General features: G+C 59.5%; 13 protein-coding genes and 4 pseudogenes. 9 read left to right on the top strand and 8 right to left on the bottom strand.

The window, feature by feature from the left end:
• The first annotated feature begins 49 nt into the window (after positions 1 to 49).
• Positions 50 to 1,333: a cytochrome P450 gene (locus OMK73_RS14940; RefSeq protein ID WP_267602727.1), complete on the top strand. Its 1,284-nt coding sequence runs from the start codon at positions 50 to 52 to the stop codon at positions 1,331 to 1,333.
• A 31-nt stretch (positions 1,334 to 1,364) separates the two neighbouring features.
• On the opposite strand, the gene OMK73_RS39185 is transcribed toward OMK73_RS14940, so the two are convergent.
• Both OMK73_RS39185 and OMK73_RS14930 read right to left on the bottom strand, forming a co-directional pair.
• Entirely contained in the window at positions 1,365 to 1,529 is a 165-nt protein-coding gene (locus OMK73_RS39185) for a hypothetical protein (RefSeq protein WP_420715534.1), read from the bottom strand.
• Positions 1,530 to 2,042: 513 nt separating this feature from the next.
• Positions 2,043 to 2,528: a nuclear transport factor 2 family protein gene (locus OMK73_RS14930; RefSeq protein WP_267602725.1), complete on the bottom strand. Its 486-nt coding sequence runs from the start codon at positions 2,526 to 2,528 to the stop codon at positions 2,043 to 2,045.
• A 614-nt stretch (positions 2,529 to 3,142) separates the two neighbouring features.
• Here OMK73_RS14930 and OMK73_RS14925 point away from each other — a divergent pair.
• The 3 genes and pseudogenes from OMK73_RS14925 to OMK73_RS14915 all read left to right on the top strand — a co-directional run.
• Entirely contained in the window at positions 3,143 to 3,319 is a 177-nt protein-coding gene (locus tag OMK73_RS14925) for a hypothetical protein (RefSeq protein ID WP_267602724.1), read from the top strand.
• A 130-nt stretch (positions 3,320 to 3,449) separates the two neighbouring features.
• A complete protein-coding gene (locus OMK73_RS39180) occupies positions 3,450 to 3,518 on the top strand; it encodes a hypothetical protein (RefSeq protein WP_420715651.1) in 69 nt (22 codons plus the stop codon).
• A gap of 140 nt (positions 3,519 to 3,658) precedes the next feature.
• Positions 3,659 to 4,021: pseudogene (locus OMK73_RS14915) on the top strand (Tn3 family transposase); the annotation flags it as partial.
• Between the two features lie 378 nt (positions 4,022 to 4,399).
• On the opposite strand, the gene OMK73_RS14910 reads toward OMK73_RS14915, so the two are convergent.
• The gene (locus OMK73_RS14910) at positions 4,400 to 4,591 is read right to left on the bottom strand and encodes a hypothetical protein (RefSeq protein WP_267602723.1); all 192 of its coding nucleotides are present in this window, start codon (positions 4,589 to 4,591) and stop codon (positions 4,400 to 4,402) included.
• A 1,307-nt stretch (positions 4,592 to 5,898) separates the two neighbouring features.
• A pseudogene (locus OMK73_RS14900) lies at positions 5,899 to 6,102 on the bottom strand (hypothetical protein); the annotation flags it as partial.
• 110 nt (positions 6,103 to 6,212) lie between these two features.
• On the opposite strand from OMK73_RS14900, the gene OMK73_RS14895 reads away from it, so the two are divergent.
• Positions 6,213 to 8,261: an ATP-binding protein gene (locus OMK73_RS14895; protein WP_267602721.1), complete on the top strand. Its 2,049-nt coding sequence runs from the start codon at positions 6,213 to 6,215 to the stop codon at positions 8,259 to 8,261.
• Between the two features lie 476 nt (positions 8,262 to 8,737).
• Here OMK73_RS14895 and OMK73_RS14890 read toward each other — a convergent pair whose 3' ends face one another.
• Both OMK73_RS14890 and OMK73_RS14885 read right to left on the bottom strand, forming a co-directional pair.
• On the bottom strand, positions 8,738 to 8,881 hold the full coding sequence (locus OMK73_RS14890; RefSeq protein WP_267602720.1) for a hypothetical protein: 144 nt from the start codon (positions 8,879 to 8,881) through the stop codon (positions 8,738 to 8,740).
• Positions 8,882 to 9,215: 334 nt separating this feature from the next.
• A pseudogene (locus tag OMK73_RS14885) lies at positions 9,216 to 10,500 on the bottom strand (IS4 family transposase).
• A gap of 860 nt (positions 10,501 to 11,360) precedes the next feature.
• Between OMK73_RS14885 and OMK73_RS14880 the strand changes: the two are divergent.
• Positions 11,361 to 12,599: a hypothetical protein gene (locus tag OMK73_RS14880; protein ID WP_267602719.1), complete on the top strand. Its 1,239-nt coding sequence runs from the start codon at positions 11,361 to 11,363 to the stop codon at positions 12,597 to 12,599.
• A 210-nt stretch (positions 12,600 to 12,809) separates the two neighbouring features.
• On the opposite strand, the gene OMK73_RS14875 is transcribed toward OMK73_RS14880, so the two are convergent.
• Positions 12,810 to 13,073, bottom strand: coding sequence for a hypothetical protein (locus tag OMK73_RS14875; protein WP_267602718.1), 264 nt, complete (start codon positions 13,071 to 13,073; stop codon positions 12,810 to 12,812).
• A gap of 792 nt (positions 13,074 to 13,865) precedes the next feature.
• Here OMK73_RS14875 and OMK73_RS14865 point away from each other — a divergent pair.
• The 3 genes from OMK73_RS14865 to OMK73_RS14850 all read left to right on the top strand — a co-directional run bounded on the left by OMK73_RS14865 (position 13,866) and on the right by OMK73_RS14850 (position 16,415).
• Complete coding sequence (locus OMK73_RS14865) at positions 13,866 to 14,459, top strand: hypothetical protein (protein WP_267601385.1); 594 nt, start codon at positions 13,866 to 13,868, stop codon at positions 14,457 to 14,459.
• Positions 14,456 to 15,010, top strand: a complete 555-nt coding sequence (locus tag OMK73_RS14860) for an RES family NAD+ phosphorylase (RefSeq protein WP_267602717.1) — start codon at positions 14,456 to 14,458, stop codon at positions 15,008 to 15,010. Before OMK73_RS14865 ends, OMK73_RS14860 begins: the two co-directional genes overlap by 4 nt.
• A 1,099-nt stretch (positions 15,011 to 16,109) precedes the next feature.
• Positions 16,110 to 16,415, top strand: coding sequence for a panthothenate synthetase (locus OMK73_RS14850; RefSeq protein ID WP_267602716.1), 306 nt, complete (start codon positions 16,110 to 16,112; stop codon positions 16,413 to 16,415).
• A gap of 322 nt (positions 16,416 to 16,737) precedes the next feature.
• Here the strand turns inward: OMK73_RS14850 and OMK73_RS14845 are convergent.
• Positions 16,738 to 19,601, bottom strand: a pseudogene (locus OMK73_RS14845) (Tn3 family transposase).
• Positions 19,602 to 19,809: the final 208 nt, after the last annotated feature.

Here is a 19,809-nt window from a genome sequence, read left to right as displayed (position 1 = left end):
CACATTCGCCAGGCTCGGAATGCGCGCCCAAACGGAGGCTGTGGCGCAAATGGAAGCGGTGATCGAGAAGCCAGCGTCCTGTCGCCCATTCGTTAACGCCACATTCCTGCACGATCCCTATCCTCTCTACCGCGAACTGCGTGAGGCTGGCCCTATCCATTGGAGCGAGGAGTTCTTCGGCGGTGCCTGGTTGCTGACCAGGCACGAAGACGTCGAGGCCGTGCTGCGCGATCCCCTCTACTCAGCGCGGCGCACGGGTGGCTGGGTGATGCGTGGCAGCGAGGAATCGCGGCAGGCGCTCTGTCCCTTCCAGCGCCTGTTCAGCCGGGCGATGCTATTTCTCGACGCACCGGATCACACGCGGCTGAGGCAGGCGCTCAATGCCGGCTTCCGGCCGTCAGCCCTACGCGCCAGCGCAGGCGCGATCGAGCATATGGTGGCCGGGTTGATGAATGGCATTGACGAGACGGGGCAGTTTGATTTCATGGAGAGGATTGCCAGGCCGCTCCCGGCAATGGTGATTGCGCGGCTGCTCGGCATGGACGCGGCCGACCAGCCGGAATTCTTGGCCTGGTCCGAGGATCTGGCCGCCTTCATCGGCGCACCGGATCCTGATCAGGGGCTAAAACGACGAGCGCAGGTCAGCCTGCTCAAGATGTGTGCCGCCTTCGAGGCAATACTCGCGCGGCGCCGGGAGCAAGGGGCAACGGTGGCGGACGCGGCGGGCGACGATTTGATCGGACACCTGCTGCGAGCCGAGGCCAGCGGCGAGGTGGAGTCCGGGGCCGAACTATTGGCGCAATGCGCCATGCTACTGTTCGCGGGACATGAGACGACGCGCAATCTGCTCGGCAATGGACTGCACGCCTTGCTGAGCCATCCGGATCAATGGCGGCACCTGCAGCGGGCTCCCGAGCTGCTGCCGAACGCCTTGCGCGAGCTGTTGCGCTATGAGAGTCCGGTCCAATACACAGGGCGGCGGGTCACCACGGACGTGGTCCTGCATGGGCGCCGGCTGCGGCGCGGAGAGTTAGTGGTCCCTCTGATCGGCGCTGCCAATCGCGATCCGGCTCGCTACAGCAACCCGGACAGCCTGGATATCACCCGGCGGGAGGGCTCTCACTTGTCGTTCGGACATGGCCCGCATTTTTGCATTGGCGCCGCGCTGACATTGATGGAGGCGGAGATTGCGTTTCGGGCGCTGTCAGCCCGCTGGCCCGGGCTGGAGCTCCTGGATGCCACGCCGCACTGGACCGGGAACCCCGTCTATCGGGGACTCGCTAGCTTGCAGGTACGCTGCCGGTCCTTGAAGCACACCAAGGGCGTGAGCTAAAACGGTCCAGAGTGGACCAGATACGGGGAGCCTAATCCAGCTTAATTCGCGCGTCTTTTGCCAGTTGCCGATACTGTGCGATCTCGGCACGTACGCGCTGGCGGAAATCCTCGGCGCGACCATGCCCGACAACAATAGCTTGTTCGGCGAGGGTATTCTGAACTTCAGGATTCTGCAGGACAGTCTGCAGTTCCACTCGCAGCCGCTCCAGGACTTGCTGTGGAGTACCCCGAGGGGCGGATACGCCGCCGTACCAGAACGCACCGCTCGACAATGGTGATACCGACTTGGGAAAAGGCGGGAACTGCGCGGTACTGAGGCAACCGTGCCGCCGCACTGCTGATCGCTAGCGGTTTCAGCCGGCCGGCATCAATGAGCGGATTGGCAACATTCAATGCGACGCCTCTTCTTCGGCATGGCGAGGAAGAGGGTAACGCTCATGCGTTGCGTTGCACAGAATGGCACGACGGTGCGCCGACCACGTTGAGCTATGGATGAGTTCGCTTGCACTGGATCAGGTGCCTTCGTAAGTAGATCTTGTAGCTGTTCCACCTTCCAGATGGAAGAACTAGCTGCAAGGCCGGACTACTACCTCAACCCGATGTCCGTTTTGGCCGAGTGGCGGGCATTCCTCCGCCAAGGGCTGAATGTTTCCTTATCGACCCCAAGAGGACGATCGAAATTGCACAAAGTGGACAACGGCAGCCTGTTATTTCGGGATGACCTGTGCATGATGAGAAATCAATAGCCACCTTTTACCGTCTTTTTCAAAGATATTCGTAAAGAACGTATCGAATTTCAGAGCCTCTCCGCCGCCGCTGGGTTGGAGCACAGCTCTCTCAGTGCCAATAACCCAAGCCAATTTTCCGTCCGTTTGGATTTGATCGATCGACGCCGGCGACACAGCCATTTCGGAGAAAGAGTCGAATGCGGCTGGCCAATACCTGGATACGGCATCTGCATATCCGACGGCTATAGTTTTGCTTCGCGGCCCGATATTGACAACATAGGGCTTGTTAGCCCACAGGGCCACCATTGCCTTAACGTCCCTGGCGGATAGGGCGGTATAGAAAGCCTGGTTAGCGGCCTTGATTGCTTCGATATCGGAGGACGTTTGTGCGCTTGCGTCCGCAGCGTGCAGAAGCGGGCCGGCGACCGTTGTTGCGGCAGAAATTAGGATACTGCGGCGATTCATCGTAATTCCTTTACGTGCGGGAGCCTAGTTCGTCGTACAAAATCCACGCGACATGGCGCGGGGCATGCAACGTCGGCATCTAACGTTCCGGCTTCAGCCATCGGACCGCATGCTTGAATATAGTTGAAAAAATCGAGGGTGTCAGAATGGTTCAGGTTTGGACTAACCTGGTCGTCGAGCGCATGTGGCAGCGCATCAGAACGGCGCGTGAGCCGGGCAACCCGACCGGTCTGTGTGCGCCGCCGTCACCCGAGCCTCCGGCGGCGTGTCGGTCGGCGGCGACGCTCGGCACGCCCGCTCACGTCCGCAAGCTCTCGCTGCAATGGTAGGCCGACACTGAGGAGGCGACGGCTCTCGACGGAGCCCCTTCGACTCCCGGGAGCAAGACAGGCGCCGCGTCGGGACACTCATCACCGCAGAATCCTCCAGCTACGCCCCGCGAGATGCACCCGAAGGGTCAGGTAGACACCCGTGATGGCCAATGTCACGAGCTGACCGGGTGCGCCAACCATTCATCGGTGCCGGTTTGCAAGTGCCCTGCGCCAGGCACATATTTTGCGGGTTGGAGCATGGCTCAAACGGTTCAGTAACCGTCACCACACAGGAGCTCGACGATGACAAACGAGAATGGCAGGCCCGATTCGAAGCCACAGGCCAAGCCCTGTGCCCGCGGCCATATCGAGCAGCCGGGAGAAGGCCGCAAAACCACGCAGCCGGGCGAGCGCGACCCGCAAAGCGAGCAGCCCGCGGATCTGGCGAGCACCTCCCGCGAGCAGGTGCTGGAGCGCTAGCGGCGGCACTTGCAGCGGATGGGGCGTGTAAATATTCTTCGCCAGGTAAAAGAATCCATGAAGACCTTTCACTGCGGCAGTTGCTCCAACCTGGTTTTTTGAGAACGTCACCTGTGGCCGCTGCCAGGCGCTGCTTGGCTACGTCTACGACATCTCGCAGATCTGCGCGTTCGAACCCGCGGAAGGCAACCTGGGGTGATCGTCCCTTTCGTGTGAAATCTGGCGGTCCAGCCCCAAAAGCTATTGCGAATCAAGGGGTTGCAATATCTCTGATCGTGTGACATGCGGGAACGGGCAGACCCTTGCTGCAGGCGGCTCTCCGGTTGATCACCGCCACTTTTCGCACGAAAGGTACGATCACCCCTTAATCGCGGCGAGGCGGTCAACTCGCTAAAGCGGGCGATCTATACAGGCCGAGTCGCCCCCACGCAGGCTAGGCGCGCCGACGAGATGCAGGCCGTCGCCGACGCGCTAAGCTTGCTGGCTAACATCGTGATGGCGTGGAATACCGGTCAGATGCAGACAGTGCTCGATCGGCAAGTGAAACGACGGCAGCCCGTGGCACCCGAGTCGTTCGGGCGAATCGCCCCAACACGGCTAGAGGGCATCAATCTTCGGGGCGTCTTCCGCTTCCCAGTTGAGCGCTACGTCGGACAACTACTGCCGTCACAAACTGCACCCAAAACAAGCGCTGCGGGCTGAAATCGAACTCGCAATGACGCCGTTTGCGGTTGATCGATGGCCAAACAGAAATCCTCTATTAATCAATAGCTTACGAGTACCTGTCCGCGCTGATGCTGGGCTTGCGAACCGTCGCAAATTGCACTGAAATCAAAGCTACCCCAGCTTCGAGGAGCATGCCGATGTGGTCGGCGCGATCAATGTTTTAAGGGCGGGACACGCCCGGTTTGCCTGTGAAGTGAGCGGTGCAACAATGCCGCCAGCAGCAGGAACCCACCGAAGCGACTCAGGCTATGGCTCGACGCCGTGCCTGAGCGCCGCAGGAATCCTCCCTTTCCGCGCAACGCGCGGCAGCCGAAGGCTGAGGGAGGGAGGATGTCAAGGTCGCACTAACGCTGTCTATTGCGATTGCGCTAGATCCTTTCCAATCATCACCACAATAGATTCTTCGCACGCCTTGATGCCCGCTACAGACTGGTCGAATTTTTCGATCAGCGTGTCAAAACTGCCATAGCGGTAGGTCTCGTCGCTTGCGATATGGACGCTGTTAGCCTTGATATCCCAACCGCAAGCGAATGTCTTGAAGTACATGTCCTCCTTTGTTTTTGCATCCATGAGGCGAGCACGGGCAACCACCCAAGGAAAAAATCAGTTGATTGTGGGGGCGACACGTAACCAAATGAAGTGAACCACACGCTCAAGATACTATCTGCTTCCGTATGAATAGCCGAATAGTCGTCAGACTTTCCATCCGGCCCGACCGCTACCTTCTGGTCATTTAGCTCGATAACTTGATATCCAGCTGACGACAACCGTCGTTTGATTCCGTCGGAGACGATTGGAGCAAATAGGATTTGCCCGTCGGCCACTCGCTGCGTGTACGTGTTCGTATGATTTGAATTGACGACCGCCTGAGCGATACCGCCGATCAGTCCAAAGGCCCCAGCAGCACCTCCAAAATTGACAACCTGTTTGGTCTTCGGCTCAGTTACCTGCAAGAGAGCGACGGAATGCACCTTTTGACGATTGCTGACATCCAGCTCTGTTTTTGGGAGTGTCACACACCCGGATAGCAACGCAACACAGAGGCAAGCTATCATCGACAAGAACCGTAATTTCATAGTTTTGCGCGGGAAGTCTCGGTGTTCTGACCGGGGTGGGGTAGCGCGCGACGCGAAGTGTCGCCCCTATTCCCGCTCTCCTTGTTAGATTGCGCTACGAGTGAGTAACCGTAGCCGTCGCCACGCTGCAGGATCTTGCAATAGCGGTGGGACAGGCCATGGATGACGCATCCAGTGTCTGGATGTTGAATGAGCCTGTTGCCCGGACAGCCATGCGTCGGCGATGGGCGCCAGACTTCTTTCCTGTCGGCACCTCGACGCGCGCCAAGTCGCCCGTCTGGAAGCCATTCACTTGTTTGCTGCGCATTGGATAGCCGCACGGGAATATCCAAAGTCACTTCTAGTACTTGGCCTTTACGGCACGCTTGGCGTATTCCAATACCCCACGAAAGTAGGGGTACGGCAACTCCGCCCACCTTGCAGATTTCCAAAGATCTGTGCTTCCATACTGGCGCTTACAAAGACACTCGCATCGAGGTGCGAGTAGCATAAGTTTTTTCCTAATTTGTTTTAGGGATATACTGATTGTGCGGCACGTGCGCCCATATTCGGACAGCGTGGGCATCGTCCGGAAAATTGGAATTTTATGCCTAGCCGGACCCGCGCCTTCCACTTGCCGGACGGGTCATGCAACAGGAGCAGTTCGCGAAAGCGGGCAAGCCAATTGGACCTCGTAGCGCCATTCGTCACTGGCTGGGACATGCTTGCGCTCGCTCAGAAGCATCGGTCTCAACTCAGCAAGGGACGGTGCAGCCGATCTGGACGGCATGGGGGCGGTCAGTCGAGTCTTAAGGATGGCTGCTGAACAGATCTTGCTCGCGAAAGGCGGGGCGCCGGCGCCGTCTCCATGCGATCCGCGGGGTAGAGGCTTAGGAATGTCCTTGCGGCCTCGGGATCTCGGCAGTTTAGCCAGTCATCCCAGCTCTCCGGTGGCAACACGACAACGGAGCGCTTTTCCTTCCCTGGCGCGTGCATGAACGAATGCTGGTGGCGGGCTTGATCGTTTCGGCAGTTGGCGTACTTACACCAACTTCGTTCGCTTCGGCAGCAGGTATGTGGATTTGGCCAGCCTTGTCAACGAGGGAAATTTCATGAGTCTGGAAATTTACCGACCAGCAGCAGTCAGTTCGGCGCGACGTGCCCTCACGCCGCTTGGGACCGCCATCGCGCTGATTGTGGGTGTCTGGCTTGGCGTCTCGGTCTGGGCTGGCTGGGATAGAGGTTCAGAGGTGCGCAGAATAGAGGTGGATGCTGATCGGCTGGCCTTTGCCGTCAGCCAGCATGTGGAGCAGACATTGATGGTGGCTGACCAGTGGACCTCTCTAATCGGCGGCGCAGTAGTGGCGCAAGGGCCCGATTTGCCGCTGACAGAATGGACGCGCAACGGCCATCTCGGACCTGTTCCGTTCCTGCAGACCTCGATCTTGGATGCAGACGGACTCGTTAGGGCTTCGACCAATCGGCCCTTTGAACCGCCGGACCTGATCGACCGGGAATCCTTTCGCATTCACGCCAACAACCCTCGGCCCACGCTGCTCGTCAGTAAGCCTCTGATGGACCGTGCATCTGGACGCTGGGTGGTGCAATTGTCTAAGGGAATCGTCGCGCCGGGCGGTCATTTTAAGGGCGTAGTGGTAGTATCGCTCGATTCGTTTGCCCTGACTGAGGGCTACAAGGGTATCTATCTGGGCAATGACGGTTTGATCGGATTACTAGGCACCGACGATTTTATATACCGCGCGCGCTGGAGTCCTTTGTTCACGTCGGCTGGACAGCAGGTGCCTGCGGATTCAGCGATCCGGACGGCCCTAGCCACCGCCTCAGATGCAGAAGTGGAGGAAAGCAGTCCGGTGGATGGAGTCAACCGCATCTACGGAGTACATCGCCTGGCAAGGGAGAACCTAGCCGTAGTAGTGGGTTACAACCTCCACGAAGCCCTGACTGCATACCGCAACAGGCTATTGGCGATTTTTCTGATCGCAAGCTTCGTCTCCACATTGATCCTCTTTCTCCAATGGAGACAGGTATTGGCGATCAGCAACCTGTCCACATTGGCGAAGCATGAGGCTGTAGTCGCCGGCCTCCTGCAAGAAGCGAGGCAGCAACTTCATGCCGTCTCCCTCGCCGTCGCGGAAGGGGTGGCCATATTCGACAAGCAGCGCGTAATCGATAATGCCAATCCTGGGATATGCGACCTACTGGAGGTTTCAGTCGGAGAATTGCTTGGGGCGACACCGGGAAAGTTTGTTGATCTGCTTTATAGGGGTCGGCGTCCCGGGCGAGATTCTACCGGGCCCACAACGCTCCTGGCTGAACTAAATCGCAATGCCTTCTCGCATGAGTACACCGGACTGATCGAATTTGACATTCCAGATTCACCCGCTTACGTAGTTCGAATCGTGCATTCCACTAATGGTGCGGGATGCGCATTGTCGATGAGCGATGCGACCGTGGAGAGAAGGCGCGCGCGTACGACAAATCACTTCCTAGCTACCGCCACCCATACCCTCAAGACCCCGCTGACCAACATAGTTGGTTACGCCGAACTGCTCGCCGCCGAGTCGCTTCCCATCGAGAAGCATCACAGCACCTACCAGACAATCCGCTCGGAGGGAAAACGCAGTCTGCGCATGGTGTCCGACCTGCTAGAGCTATCGCGCTTGGAGGCACACGGCACAGCTGACATGAACTTCCAAAGGGTCGATCTGGTACATTTGGCGAGAGACGTGGTTTCCTCCGACACCGGAGTAACGGTTACGGCGGCCACGGAGCCAACCTTTGTGACGGCAGATTACTCTACACTGAGCCGGGCGTTGCGTCATTTGCTCGACAATGCACTTAAACATTCTCCTGTCGGAAAGGAGGTCACTGTATTGATTGCCTCGGCGCCGGAGCCTGATGAACACGGGAAAGTGAGGCTGAGTGTGATTGACAGAGGCACTGGTATGAAGAACGATGAGGCCACGCAGGCATTCGACAAGTTCTATCGGGGGAGGCGGCAGGATGGGCTGTTAGGAAGTGGTCTGGGCCTCGCCCTCGTACGTGAAATCGTCGAGCTCCATGATGGCCAGATCTCACTCGAGACAGAGTTCGGCAAAGGCACTACAGTGACACTTAGCCTCCCCCGTGGCAGCGAATGATGGTACTGGCTGCCTCGGCCTACTCGCGTTCCCCGACTGGGTGCATAGTTCTGTTCCCAAATTCAGGAATAGCCCGAAATCGCGCCGCCGGCCACTTGTGGCGCAGCTAGACTAGGATCCGATTGCGATAAGAAGCCCAACTAGCTTGATCGTTTATTGAGGGCCATCGTCCAGGGGCTCGGAAAAAATACAAGTACAGCCCTATATTGGACTTGACAGGAATGGAGTGCGCCTGAGTGTCGTGCTAGGATTAAATTGGTTGTCCTCGGCTATCTTAGATTGGGAGTAAGAGTACATGGGCCATCTGTTAGCACCACGATAACTAGGAGATTGTGGTCTCAGTCTGTACCGCGTATGCCCAGCGAGAGAAGTTTGTACATGGCCGAGACGAAAAGCGGCGGACACACTGGGTAGTGTGCTTCTTCTATTTTCCGTGCGTGCACCGAACAATCGAGCATCGTTTTCTGGTGCTCAGATCATATGGCAAGAAATAGCGGGATCGTGCGATTTCCATCAACCGGGCGAAAGCGATCAAGGATATTGCCGGTCTCTTTCTGCCGGCGACCAATACGACCGGGTGCTGCCTTGCGCCATTCCCACCAAGTGAAAATGTGGTCCAAGTTCTCGTCGCCGCGCGGCGCCCAGGCATTAAAGTTGCTCCCGGGCACCTTGGCAAAGCCGCCATTGAAGCGCGGCTTAGGGATGGCTCTTCAGCCAAGCGATGAACATTGGCTGCGAAACGCGCCTTTTCGATCTGGAGCGAGGCCGGGGCGGTACTGAAAATCAATGTAATGCTTCACGGGCAGGCCCCTGCGGGTGTCCTTCCTCTTCTGTAAATTTTACATAATAAAGGTGCATATTTTGTATTGTGGAGGCATTAAGCCGACCCCGCTTACCTATACGGCATAGATTTGGAAATCTATACCCGCCTATAGCCATCTCCTTATACAGAAGTCATGAGTCCTCAGCCCGTAGCGCCAGGATCATGAACGCAGCATCCATGGTTCGCTGCATGCCGATCCAGATCGTTTTGGCGCCGGGCTCGCCATCACTCTTGCGGCCCAGGAAACCACCCAGTGACGCGATCAAGCGAATCATTTGATTGAGCGTGACGGGCGTCTTTGGACGCGCCTTCTTCGCGAGTAGATACGCGCCTCGTATCTCATCGGCATCAAAAAATAGCGACGCGTCCAGGTCAGGGCAGGTTCTGCCCAAACGCATCAGCCGGGCAACGCGCCACGCCACGACCATGTAAAACACCAGAGCCCGTTCCACGCGGTCCATGTGGGATAACTGTAAAGCTTCCACCTTGCACCCGTTCTTCAGGACATTGAAGAACATTTCAATCTCCCACCGGGCTCGATACCAATCGATCAGCTCGACGACGGCATCTGTATCTTGCGCCTCCCGGTTGGTCAGCAGTCGCCACACGACAGGGGTAACGCCTGCCGGGGCGCCGATCTCCTGGGCCACAATGCAGGTGACGGCGGGCCCCGTCTTACCCGGCAGCTTCACGCGTTGCGCACGTAACTCCTGCTTGACCTCGCGCGCCTTCTGGCCTGCGCGCCCCGGCAGGATGAAGCCGATCTCCCCAGAGCTTCGCTGGCGTCTACCGTGTCCCACAGCTTGCCTGTCTCACCAAGGCTGCGGTTGTGTTGGGAACGTATCAGCCAGTCTGCAGGATTGCCGAGCTCATTAGCACGCTCCATCATCGCAGCGATATCGCCTTCCCGATCCGCCACGTAGACCAGGCGAGTCTCAGGCAACATCGCGGCCTGTTCTGCAACGCGTTCGTAGCTTTCAGTCCACCGTACGCTCTCTGTAATACCAACCCGCTGCCCGTTTGCATCCAGCGGCTCCCGGGCCAACATCCAGGCGTCGATCACACCGAGTGGTTCCCGATCCGGCGTCACAGCATAGGTCGGATGGAGATACATCCCCTCTGCGCTTCGTAGCTCAAGGGCCCGAGCCCATCGATCTCCTGGCCGTTAAAGTTCAGCTCGGTCGTGTCTGCAATGCACAGCACCACCGGGAATTGCCGCGCCCGCCCTGCCGTGCGCTCCCAATGCGGCTGCATCATGTCTGTCCACTCGACTTCCTCGTTGCCGAAAAATCGATAGGCAGCGATGGTCTCTGCCCAGTCCTCGCATGCGCCCGGAATGCTCGCAGTCGGCCTCGCAGCCAGTCGCTTCAGCAGCCCCTTCGCCCGTCGGTCCCGCCTTGGATCGCCAAGATCCAGCACCTCAAATTCTTCGTCCACCCATGCCCCCGACTCGTCGTTCATTCGCGCTCGAAAATCTAGGAGTAAACGCGAGTCCGCGCGAGTTTACAACCCCTCCCGCCCAAGTCCCATCAAATTCTGGCCGCACTGCGCCCGGTCAGGACGCTGGACTTCTGTATAAGGAGATGGCCTATAGCGGGGCATTCTCCTGGTGTATAAACGGTTGCTCCCAAGGCGAAGGGTTAGCCCGGAGCCCCTGTCCGCCCAAGGACCGGCCACCGGCTGCGCGGCAGTCAAAACCGGCGGGCAGGGCACCGCTAGACATAATGCGGGAGGCGTTCGCGGTTGTCGGCATGAAAAAACCGGGCACGTTTTGGCCCGGTTGGGATTTGATGCTGAGCGCGCGGCCAGGCCTCGCGCCGGCCAGCGGCGGTCCTAGCGGCCGTAGGCCATGCCAACGCCTTGGCGGCGGCGCTGCGAATGTCGGAGCCGTTGCTTTATGGGCTGTTGCATTTGGCAAACAGGGTTGTTGCGATTGCAGCCCCTATCGATTTCCACGCAGGTATCCTTGCGGGAGAGTCATCTCAAGGGGCTTCTGAGAATTCACAAGACGTCCAAGCCGCCGGCTGAGACTGAATAGGTCTGGCCGTTTCGTGCTCCCTATTGGAGCAATCGCAACACCTTCACAGATACCTATAAAAATCGGAGGGCTAGTGTTCCCGTAGCCCTCGTGAGCAAAAGTCAGAGTCGTTGGCTTCCGGCCTGTGCGCCGCACGTTGCCGGATGTGAGAAACTCCGGCGCCAACTTGTTAATCGCCTGAAACATTGCAGAATCGTTGGCGCCGCCTTATCTGCAGGTCTTCCGCAAACTAATCCGCATGACTGCCTTTCTCCTCGACGACGCCACTGAGTCTTACCCAACTTCCTTTGAACGTGTCGCCCTCGCCAGTGCCGAGGGGCATAGCGAACGCTGGTTGCAGGAAACGCTGTTTCGCCACCCCCAGTTGCTGCCGATGCCCGAAATGTTCGGGCACGGCGAGAGTTTTGTTGCCCTGTGCCGGGAACTGCCGCTGCGCTATGGCACATCGACGGTTTATCTCGACCTGCTCGGTGTGTCAGCCACGGGGCGGCTGGTGCTCGTCGAATGCAAGCTTTGGCGTAATCCGGAGGCGCGCCGGGAAGTCATCGCCCAGCTGTTCGAGTACGCTTCGCTGCTTTCGGAGTGGAGCTACGCCGACCTTGAGGCTAGGCTCAAGCACGGCCGAGGCTTGAGCGGGGTCAACCCGATGTTCGCACTGGCTAAGGCGCGCCATCCGGACTTGCAGGAAGCCGCCTTTGTCGACGCGGTGTCTGCATCCTTGCGTCGGGGCGAATTCCTGCTAGCCATCGCAGGGGATGGCATACGCAGCGACCTGCAATCGCTGCGGCGGCTGGTGGCGGACCAGAGTGGGCTGCTTTCCCATCTGGCGCTGCTCGAATTGAGGCTGTATCGGGACTTGAGCGGGCGTACGTTGCTGGTGCCGGCGGTCCCCTTCAAAACCGAGGTGGTACAGCACAGAGTGCTCGTGTCCAGCGAGGGTGTGCCTGTGCCCATCGACCGGGGCGACGTGCCGGTGAGGATGGCCAGCCGTGAACACGACGGCGACCGCGTCGAGTCCGAATCAACCAGCAATCGCTCGGCCAATCGCGCCTTCTGGAACCGGTTTATCGCCGACGCCCACTTCGACCATCCAGACCAAATGCCGCCGCGTCATGGCGGCAACAACTGGGTGCGCATGGAGTTGCCGGGGCCGGTCGCACCGCTAGCGGCCTATCGGGAAGCAAATGGGAACCTGGGCTTCATGCTCAAGTTTGTTGGTGCGGAAGGTCGCGATGCGCTGCAGCGGCTCATCGAGGACCAAGCCGCATTGGAATCGGAAGTTGGGCATTCGCTGCGATTCGAGGTACGCCACACGGCCGAGCAGGACGGGAACGTTGTGGGCCGTCTTCTCGTCGAGCTCACTGATGGACGTGCCGCCAGAATCGGCGATGATGCGCAGTTGGACTGGATTCTGGCCACTGCAAATGCCTTGGTCAACGCGCTGAGGCCTCGACTGGCCCAAGCCGCAGTTGGCTAGGGCGCGAGGCGCCGCGATTGACGACCAGGTGTCCTCAGTGCGCAGATGCAGTGCACCGCAATCCAGCTAATTCCGGTTTCCTACACTGTGCCGCCAGCATCGCAAGGCCGAGGAAGTACAGCACGGTATTTAACATAACACCCGGTCCGCGAAAAATGGACGCGTCTGTTTGTCGAAACGTACCCCACGGCCCGGGGAACCGTCCGACCCTCAGTTGTCCGTCGGCGAGCGGTGGGTTGGAACCGGTGCAAAATCGAAATGGGCGGCGGCATACACGGCATTGCACGCCCATACTTCTTCCCCGTCCTTATAGAAGGTGACCCATTTGCCGTCGCTGATGCATTGGGCGCCGGGGAAGACCTCATCATGGCCGTTTGGACCGTCCAGCGGGAATGGCGCGCGTGGCGTGGCCCAGTAGCGGCCGGTCGGTAAGGCCTCGATCGCTTTTCGGGACAATCTCTTCAGTACCGCCATGCGCTGTCACGCAACGCGCGATCCGACCCGCCGCGGCGAGCCGGATTGTGTCAATCCCGCAACGGCGTGGCACCGTCCCGAGACATCCTCGTGTAGCCTCACCGCCAAATCTCCTCGCTGCTATAAGGTGCAGTTTCGCCATGGCGCAATACCTCCTCCTTGCAGTCCGAGCGTTCGGCGTCGGTTGTGAACATCGCCGTGGTCTCCCGGCAAGTCTATCTGCGGGGCGCCGCGGAAGCTGGCAGTCCCGGCGCTGACGGGGAACCCGCGGCGACGATGTTGATCCGCTGTGAGGCGATGCACAGCCACCTGCAGAATCGGCATATCTCCGAAGGTGCTATGGACGCTAGCGAAAAGCCGGCTGCCCGTTGTATGGAGTCCTGAAGACTACCCAATCTGCGGTTCACTTTCTGTCTGACGAAAGAGGGGGCTCAAGCGTAGCGCCTTTCCCGTCTAAGCCACGTCTAAGCCGGGTGCTGGTAGGCACAATGCCTCATGAAAGTGGACAAAAAGACATATTTGCCATCTTTCAAAGTGATGGGGAGTCGCCATAGACCAGGGGCGGGGTGCTCGACTGCTACGCTTGGCCAAAATAGTTGGCGTCATGAACTTCATGAACTATCATATGTTCATGACCCTACACCGCCGTATCTCTCTTCGCGCGCGTTTCCCGGCCGCCCCTGTCCGGCTCGAAGCTACGCAGCTCCCGAGTGCCCGCGCTCGTCGTGCTGCATCGTCTGCGGTAGCGCGCGACCAGCAACACGCCACCCCCGGGAGCTAATTGAGACGGCAGTGGCGCTCGTCAACGACGCATCCCGTGAGGTCGCGTTGTCCGTCGAAGTCCAACACGAACTGGACGCGGCACTCGGTCGGATCGTCCGCATCTTTGCGAAGCCAAATCGTCCGGTCCGCGAGCGTCCTTTTATTGCTGCCGGGGAGACTGTGGCACATGCCGGCGGGGCAGCGCATTCCGATCCGCTGCAAGAGGCGCGCGAACGTGGTCGACTGGCAGCTGCCCGGGAGTGGGAACAGCCAGAAAACCTGTCTCTTAAGGACGCCGCGCTTTATGCAGGACGTTCGGACCGCGCCATCAACCAGGACCGCCAGGCGGGTCGCCTCTATGCCCTCGTGCTGCCGGGGCGCGAGCGAGGGTTTCGCTATCCGTCGTGGCAGTTCCACGTCGATTCCGAGCGGCTGACCGCTGTGCTTGCACCATTTGTGGCTGCCGGCGCGAGCAGTTGGGTTATCCATAATTTTCTGCATCGCCCGCAAGAAGGCCTGGAGGGACGCACGCCGGCGGATTGGATCGCCGATGCAGCGGCCCCAATAAACGCCGTTGTGCGGCTCGTCGACGCGCGGTACCGCGACGAGCAGGGCGCCGCATGACCTTTAGCGCAGAAGATCTGGGGTGTCCGCTGCCGCCGGCCGACCTGGCCGACCGTCGGCTTACCACAAAGATGCTCGATCTCGAGAGGGTAGCGCTCTGGCGGATCCATCGCGCGCACCTGGACCCTATTTACTACAACCGCCGCGCGCCGGGCGTGACCCATTACCGGTTCGATGCAGCCGGCGGCGAGTTCGGCGTCCTTTATGCAGCTCCCAGCTTTGCCGCGTGCATGGCCGAAGCGGTCATTCGGGAGCGCTTCCAAGGACAACACCTGCCGCTACTGCTCGATGAGCATGAACTAAGCAGTCGATGCATTTGCCGGCTGGCCGTGGCCGATAGGCGACCTTTAGTGCTCGCCGATCTTACCGGTCCGCTGACTACCGTTGGCATGGACGCTCGCGTGTTTTCGGTCACTGATTACCTTGGCCCGAACCTGTGGAGTTCGGCGCTGCACGCGGCATTTCCTCGAATCGACGGCTTGTATTTTCAGTCACGCCTGGCGGGGAGCCTAGCGTCGCTATCTTCGATGACCGTGCCCAACTGGTACTAGCAGGTATGCCAACTCGGCTGTTCGACTTTCCCGGGTTGGGGCCCTATCTGGCGGCCAATCAAATTGGCCTCGCGCCAACCGACGACGATTGGACATCGAACGGCTAGCGCGGTCAGGCGACAGCGCGACACTGCGGCCATGCCGCGGTCTGAGAGGCCCTCACAGCTCTCGGCTCCTGATTCTCCCAACCGCATCTCTCCGCAGACGTGGCCGCCGTCCGTGCGCAGTTCCCCGAGACCCGCGAGGTCTGTGCCTTGCTTTTTTAGGTACGGCATCACCCCCACCGCCAACAAGCTCTATGGCCCGCATGGGCACGCCAGCCGAGGTCCTGGCACAGTTCTGAGAGGACCTGTGCGACAAGATGCGCGTGACCATCGCGCTGCACTACCGGGCGCGCACAAGTCGATCTCCGCCAATGCCGTGCAGTCTATCTGGCAGGCCGGCCGCCGCCGGTGAGCTGGCCGCTTTGCGTACGGAGGTGGTGCTGCAGGCGAGCGAGGCGGAGGCACAGCGCGACCAGGCGCCGACTGCGGTGGTGGTGGTGGCCGACCAGCCACATGCTGGCCATTATGAAGGGCCACGAGGAAGTGTTTCCGCGGGCGCGTTGTGTGCCGCTGGTGCACTTTCTTCGGCGACGGCAAGGAAGTCTGGGACCGCAACGCCAGCTACGCCGCCGCGAATTTCATCTTCGACCCTGTGCCATCGGCGAAGATGGCATGAGCGTCTCACCCCGAATCCCGGCCAAGCCTCGAGCTTGACCCAGTCGGCGATCCGGTTCCGAATGCAAGCGCCCCATCAAGCCTGAGTTGGCTAGCAGCCGAAGCCGCGCCGAACGCCACTCGGCCTAGCAAGGCAGTCGCTCCTGCTGTGCCACTGCCAAGGAGGATCGCGTGCTCAAGCGTTCAAGAATGTCCGCGGCGCGCTTGAACGGGCCGCCAACTAGCTTTTTCAGTGGCCGGTGCTATCTTGTAGTATCGGCGCGCCGGCGAGCGGCAGCTTCGGTTTGCCCACCCACCGCCAGCGACAACGTTAAGCGGCAGGAGCGCCTGAGGCAAAAGTCTGGCTGCCGGGCAGCGACTACGTAAGGAGAAGGTGGATCATGAAGATGCTACTCACAGTCGAATTTCCTCATGAGCCCTTCAACGTTCTCGTCAGGGGCGGGAAGGTGGGCGAGGTCATTGAGCGTATCCTGGAAACGATCAAGCCGGAGGCAGCGTACTTTACCGAGCAAGACGGAATGCGCTGCGGGGTATTCCTGATCAACGTCGAAAATCCATCTGACGTTCCCGCTTTTGCTGAGCCCTTCTTCCTCAACTTCCAGGCCAACTGCAAGTTCCGCATTGTGATGAGCCAGGAGGACCTGCAAAAGGCTGGTCTGGAGGCACTAGGGAAGAAGTGGGCGTGATGAGTGGTCGGTGAAATCGGTAATGAACGGCCTCCCGACGGCCCCGTCCGAGAGTGCACCACTATCTTCCGCATAAGCTCCGGCATGAGCAGGTGAGGTTGGCGAAAGGAAGGGACCGCTACCGCGAACGTCAAGGGCAACCCATGGGCGATTGTTAATTTCATGATCATGAAATTATTCTGTTGGGTGCGTAGAGACCAACAGCACCGACGTTGGGCACTGATACAAAGAGGTCCGGAGGCAAGTCTTCCTGAATGAGGGCCATGCCACAGCGTCAAAATGAGGGCTGGCCGGGATTCGCAAAAAATCCGCCACATCTCCGCTAAGCCGCTGATTTGAATAGGAAATCGATTGACGAATCGAGTGGCGGCACGCGCCGCTGCAAGTCGAGTAGGTAATCGCCGAACCGGTTGATATGCTCGCGGCGGTATGGCGACAGCGCCTTCAGCACTTCGGCATTCACCGGGTGCCCGCGTTCCTGCAAATCTTTCAGCTTGCGGGACATCCACTGAACGTTGTGGAGGATGACCATGTTGGCGACCAGTTGGTTGTACTTGATCACCTTGCGCTGTTCGTGCCGCAGATTTTCGGCGATGATCCCGTCGCCACCAAACATCAACCACTGCGCGAAGTCATTGAACTGCTCACTCTTGTTCGTCGCGGCATGAATGGTGCGCCGGAGCTCCGGGTCGTTCAGGTACTTCAGCAAGAACAGTGTGCGGATGACTCGGCCCAGTTCCCGGAACGCAAAGTAAAGCTTATTCTTCGTGCTCTCTGAACCCAGCCGGCGCAGGATGGTCGACGGCGTCATTTTGCCGGCCTTGATCGAGACGGCAACGCGCATCATGTCGGGATAGTGTCGTTGGATCAGGTCCCAGTCGAGGGACCGGCGGCACAGCCGCTCGATATGGTCGTATCTGCGGCGCCGGTCTGCTTTGTACAGCACCAGATCTTTGATATTGCGCATGCGTGGCATCAGGTTGATGCCCAGCAGGTAGGACAGACCAAACACCGGCCCACTCTGCGCCTGTGTGTCACCGTGAATGGTATCGGGCTGAATTTCAGAGTCATTTCTGATGAGCCCGTCCAGGATGTACACCGCCTCATGCACGCCGCACGGAATGAAGTTGCTGAAGAGCGCGATGTACATGTCGGAGACATGGTAGTAGCCAATCCCGCCGTACCCGCCATAACGGATGTGATACTCCGACAGCAGATTCTGCTCATACAGATTCCACTTCGTGCCATCCGCGGACGCGCGTTTGCCACTGCCCCAGTACTTCGGTAGCGCGAACTGATTGTACGCGTTGATGACCTTCGCGATGGCTTTGTCGAGCCGTTCTTCGGTGACGTGACGCAGGTTCAGCCACGCAATTTGCTTGCGGCTCAGCCCCTTGACGGACCGGGCCGTCTGGCTCGGCCCCAGGTTGCAACCGTAGCAGAACAGCGTGCAGATAACGCGCTTGCGAGGGTCATCGAGCTTGGCATCGAAGCCGGACAGTGGGCCGAACAGCTTATGCAGATTCAGCCATTGCTCCGTCTCGGTCAGTACGTCGAGGATGCTGATTTGCGGCATTGACGCCGTGATGGCCTGGTCGATCAGCATCATGTTAGGCGGGTCAGGCGCCTTGCCGGGCCGGTGGATGATCAGACCCTGTTCTCCGAACTCGATGCTGTCGTTCTCAGGGAAGTTTGCATCCACCTATGGACGCGGAAGTCATCAAAACGGTCGCTGCCCTCCACGTAAAGATCGCCTGAACTCAGCTCACGCATGACCTGATCGAACACGCACAGCTCAAAGTACCTGCGATGGAGCAGACGAGTACTCCGGCCGTCCGGAAAGATGGCTTTCTCCCACTTGGCCGGGATCCAGTCGAGCGGAAGGTTCATCAGATCGTCGTCGGTGAGTTGCAGATGTTCGCGGTGCGAGGTCCGGAAGCCCTGTATCCAGGCCAGTGCCACCAGGACCGTCTTGTCCTGCGAACTGGATTTGAGTGGCAGGACCTCAAGGCACTGAAAGAGCAGGGAGCGCTGCTGGCGGTACGGTGCCAGCATGAATGGCAGATCGAAGTTGCCAGCGTACGCGATATGCTCATTGCAGCGGGCAAGCGCGCCCGCTGCATCGTTGCCGAGCACTTCACGCACCTTATCCAGCCGGAAGATGTCGGCAATGCCGTCATCCACCAGGACCTGCAGCACATCACGGAACTGGCGGACCAGGTCTTCTAGTGTGTCCGCATGCGCGAGCTGATATTGCTGCAGCCGGGTCCTGGCGAGGGACTCGAGCTTGCGCATGACCTTGATGAAGATTTCCGCCACATCATCGAGCGCCTTCTGCAACTGCGCGTGAATGAAGAGCACTGCCAACGTGTATCGTTTGGCTGGCTTGAGCGACCTGAGCTCAGCAATGTCAAGCGCCCGTGCCTCCGTCACCAGTTGCGTGCGTTTGCTCACGGAAAGCAAGGCCGGCGCCTGCGGCAGACCCCCGGCAAGGGTCCGCAGGGACTGGATGTGTTTGAGGAAGCTTGCGATTTCGCGCGCGGCAGGGCGCTTGGGCTCGCGTTTGAGCTGCTCCCACCCGGATTTGCCGACCTGACTGTTAAACAACGCCTCAATCCGGGCGATCAGCGCGCTATCGAGCGAATCCGAGATGGCGCGATAGATGGCGTCATTGCACCGGCTGCGGGCCTGAGTCGCCATTCGGTGCAGGCTGGCAAGTGGCGGCAGTTCGCACCGTACCCGGATCAGCTCTTCGATCAGCACGTTGACGATGTCGGGCAATTCGACCTTGGTGTGCGCCGCATCGGTTGCGAGCGCCTCCAGCCATTTCAGCGTGTTGGCCTCGGCCGGCCGAATGTGGAGGTACCCGCGTAGTATCTTCTGATGCCGGGAGCGTGTGCCAGAGGCATCGTAGCGTTTGACTGTTGCGCGGGACAGGGCGGGGGCTCGCAGTGCGGCGCGCACGTGATCGATCACGATAGGTGGCACATCAGCCAGCATGGGGAAGTAGCCAAGGCGCTGCAGCAGTTTGAGCTGCACGAGAATCAGGACAGAAGTTGAGGCCCGACGAGACTGGCTGCGCGCGAAGCGGATCTCGGTCGGTGTTGGCGTGAACGCAGCCTCCAGTTCGGCGGCGGTAAGCTCAGCCGGGAGCGCGGGATAGGCGGTATCGTGGATCGGCTGCATCCTTAGCGCCGCACCAAGTCCAGATTGATGTGCCGCATGTACCGGACCTCGTCATCGTTGCAGATTGTCCTGTCGCCATTTGGGGAAGCCAAGGTCTACTCCCAGTCTTCAGAAACTGCTCCGCCCCTCGAGGCCGATATCGGGCGCCCTCGAACAACGTGCGTGCCAGGGAAAGGAATTTGCCCGCCTTTGATGACAGGTTGACGGG

Origin of the sequence: Cupriavidus sp. D39 (assembly GCF_026627925.1) — a bacterium.
Classification (GTDB): Bacteria; Pseudomonadota; Gammaproteobacteria; order Burkholderiales; family Burkholderiaceae; genus Cupriavidus; species Cupriavidus ulmosensis.
Note: the sequence above shows the minus strand (reverse complement) of the source record. Positions and strands in the feature narration are given on the sequence as shown.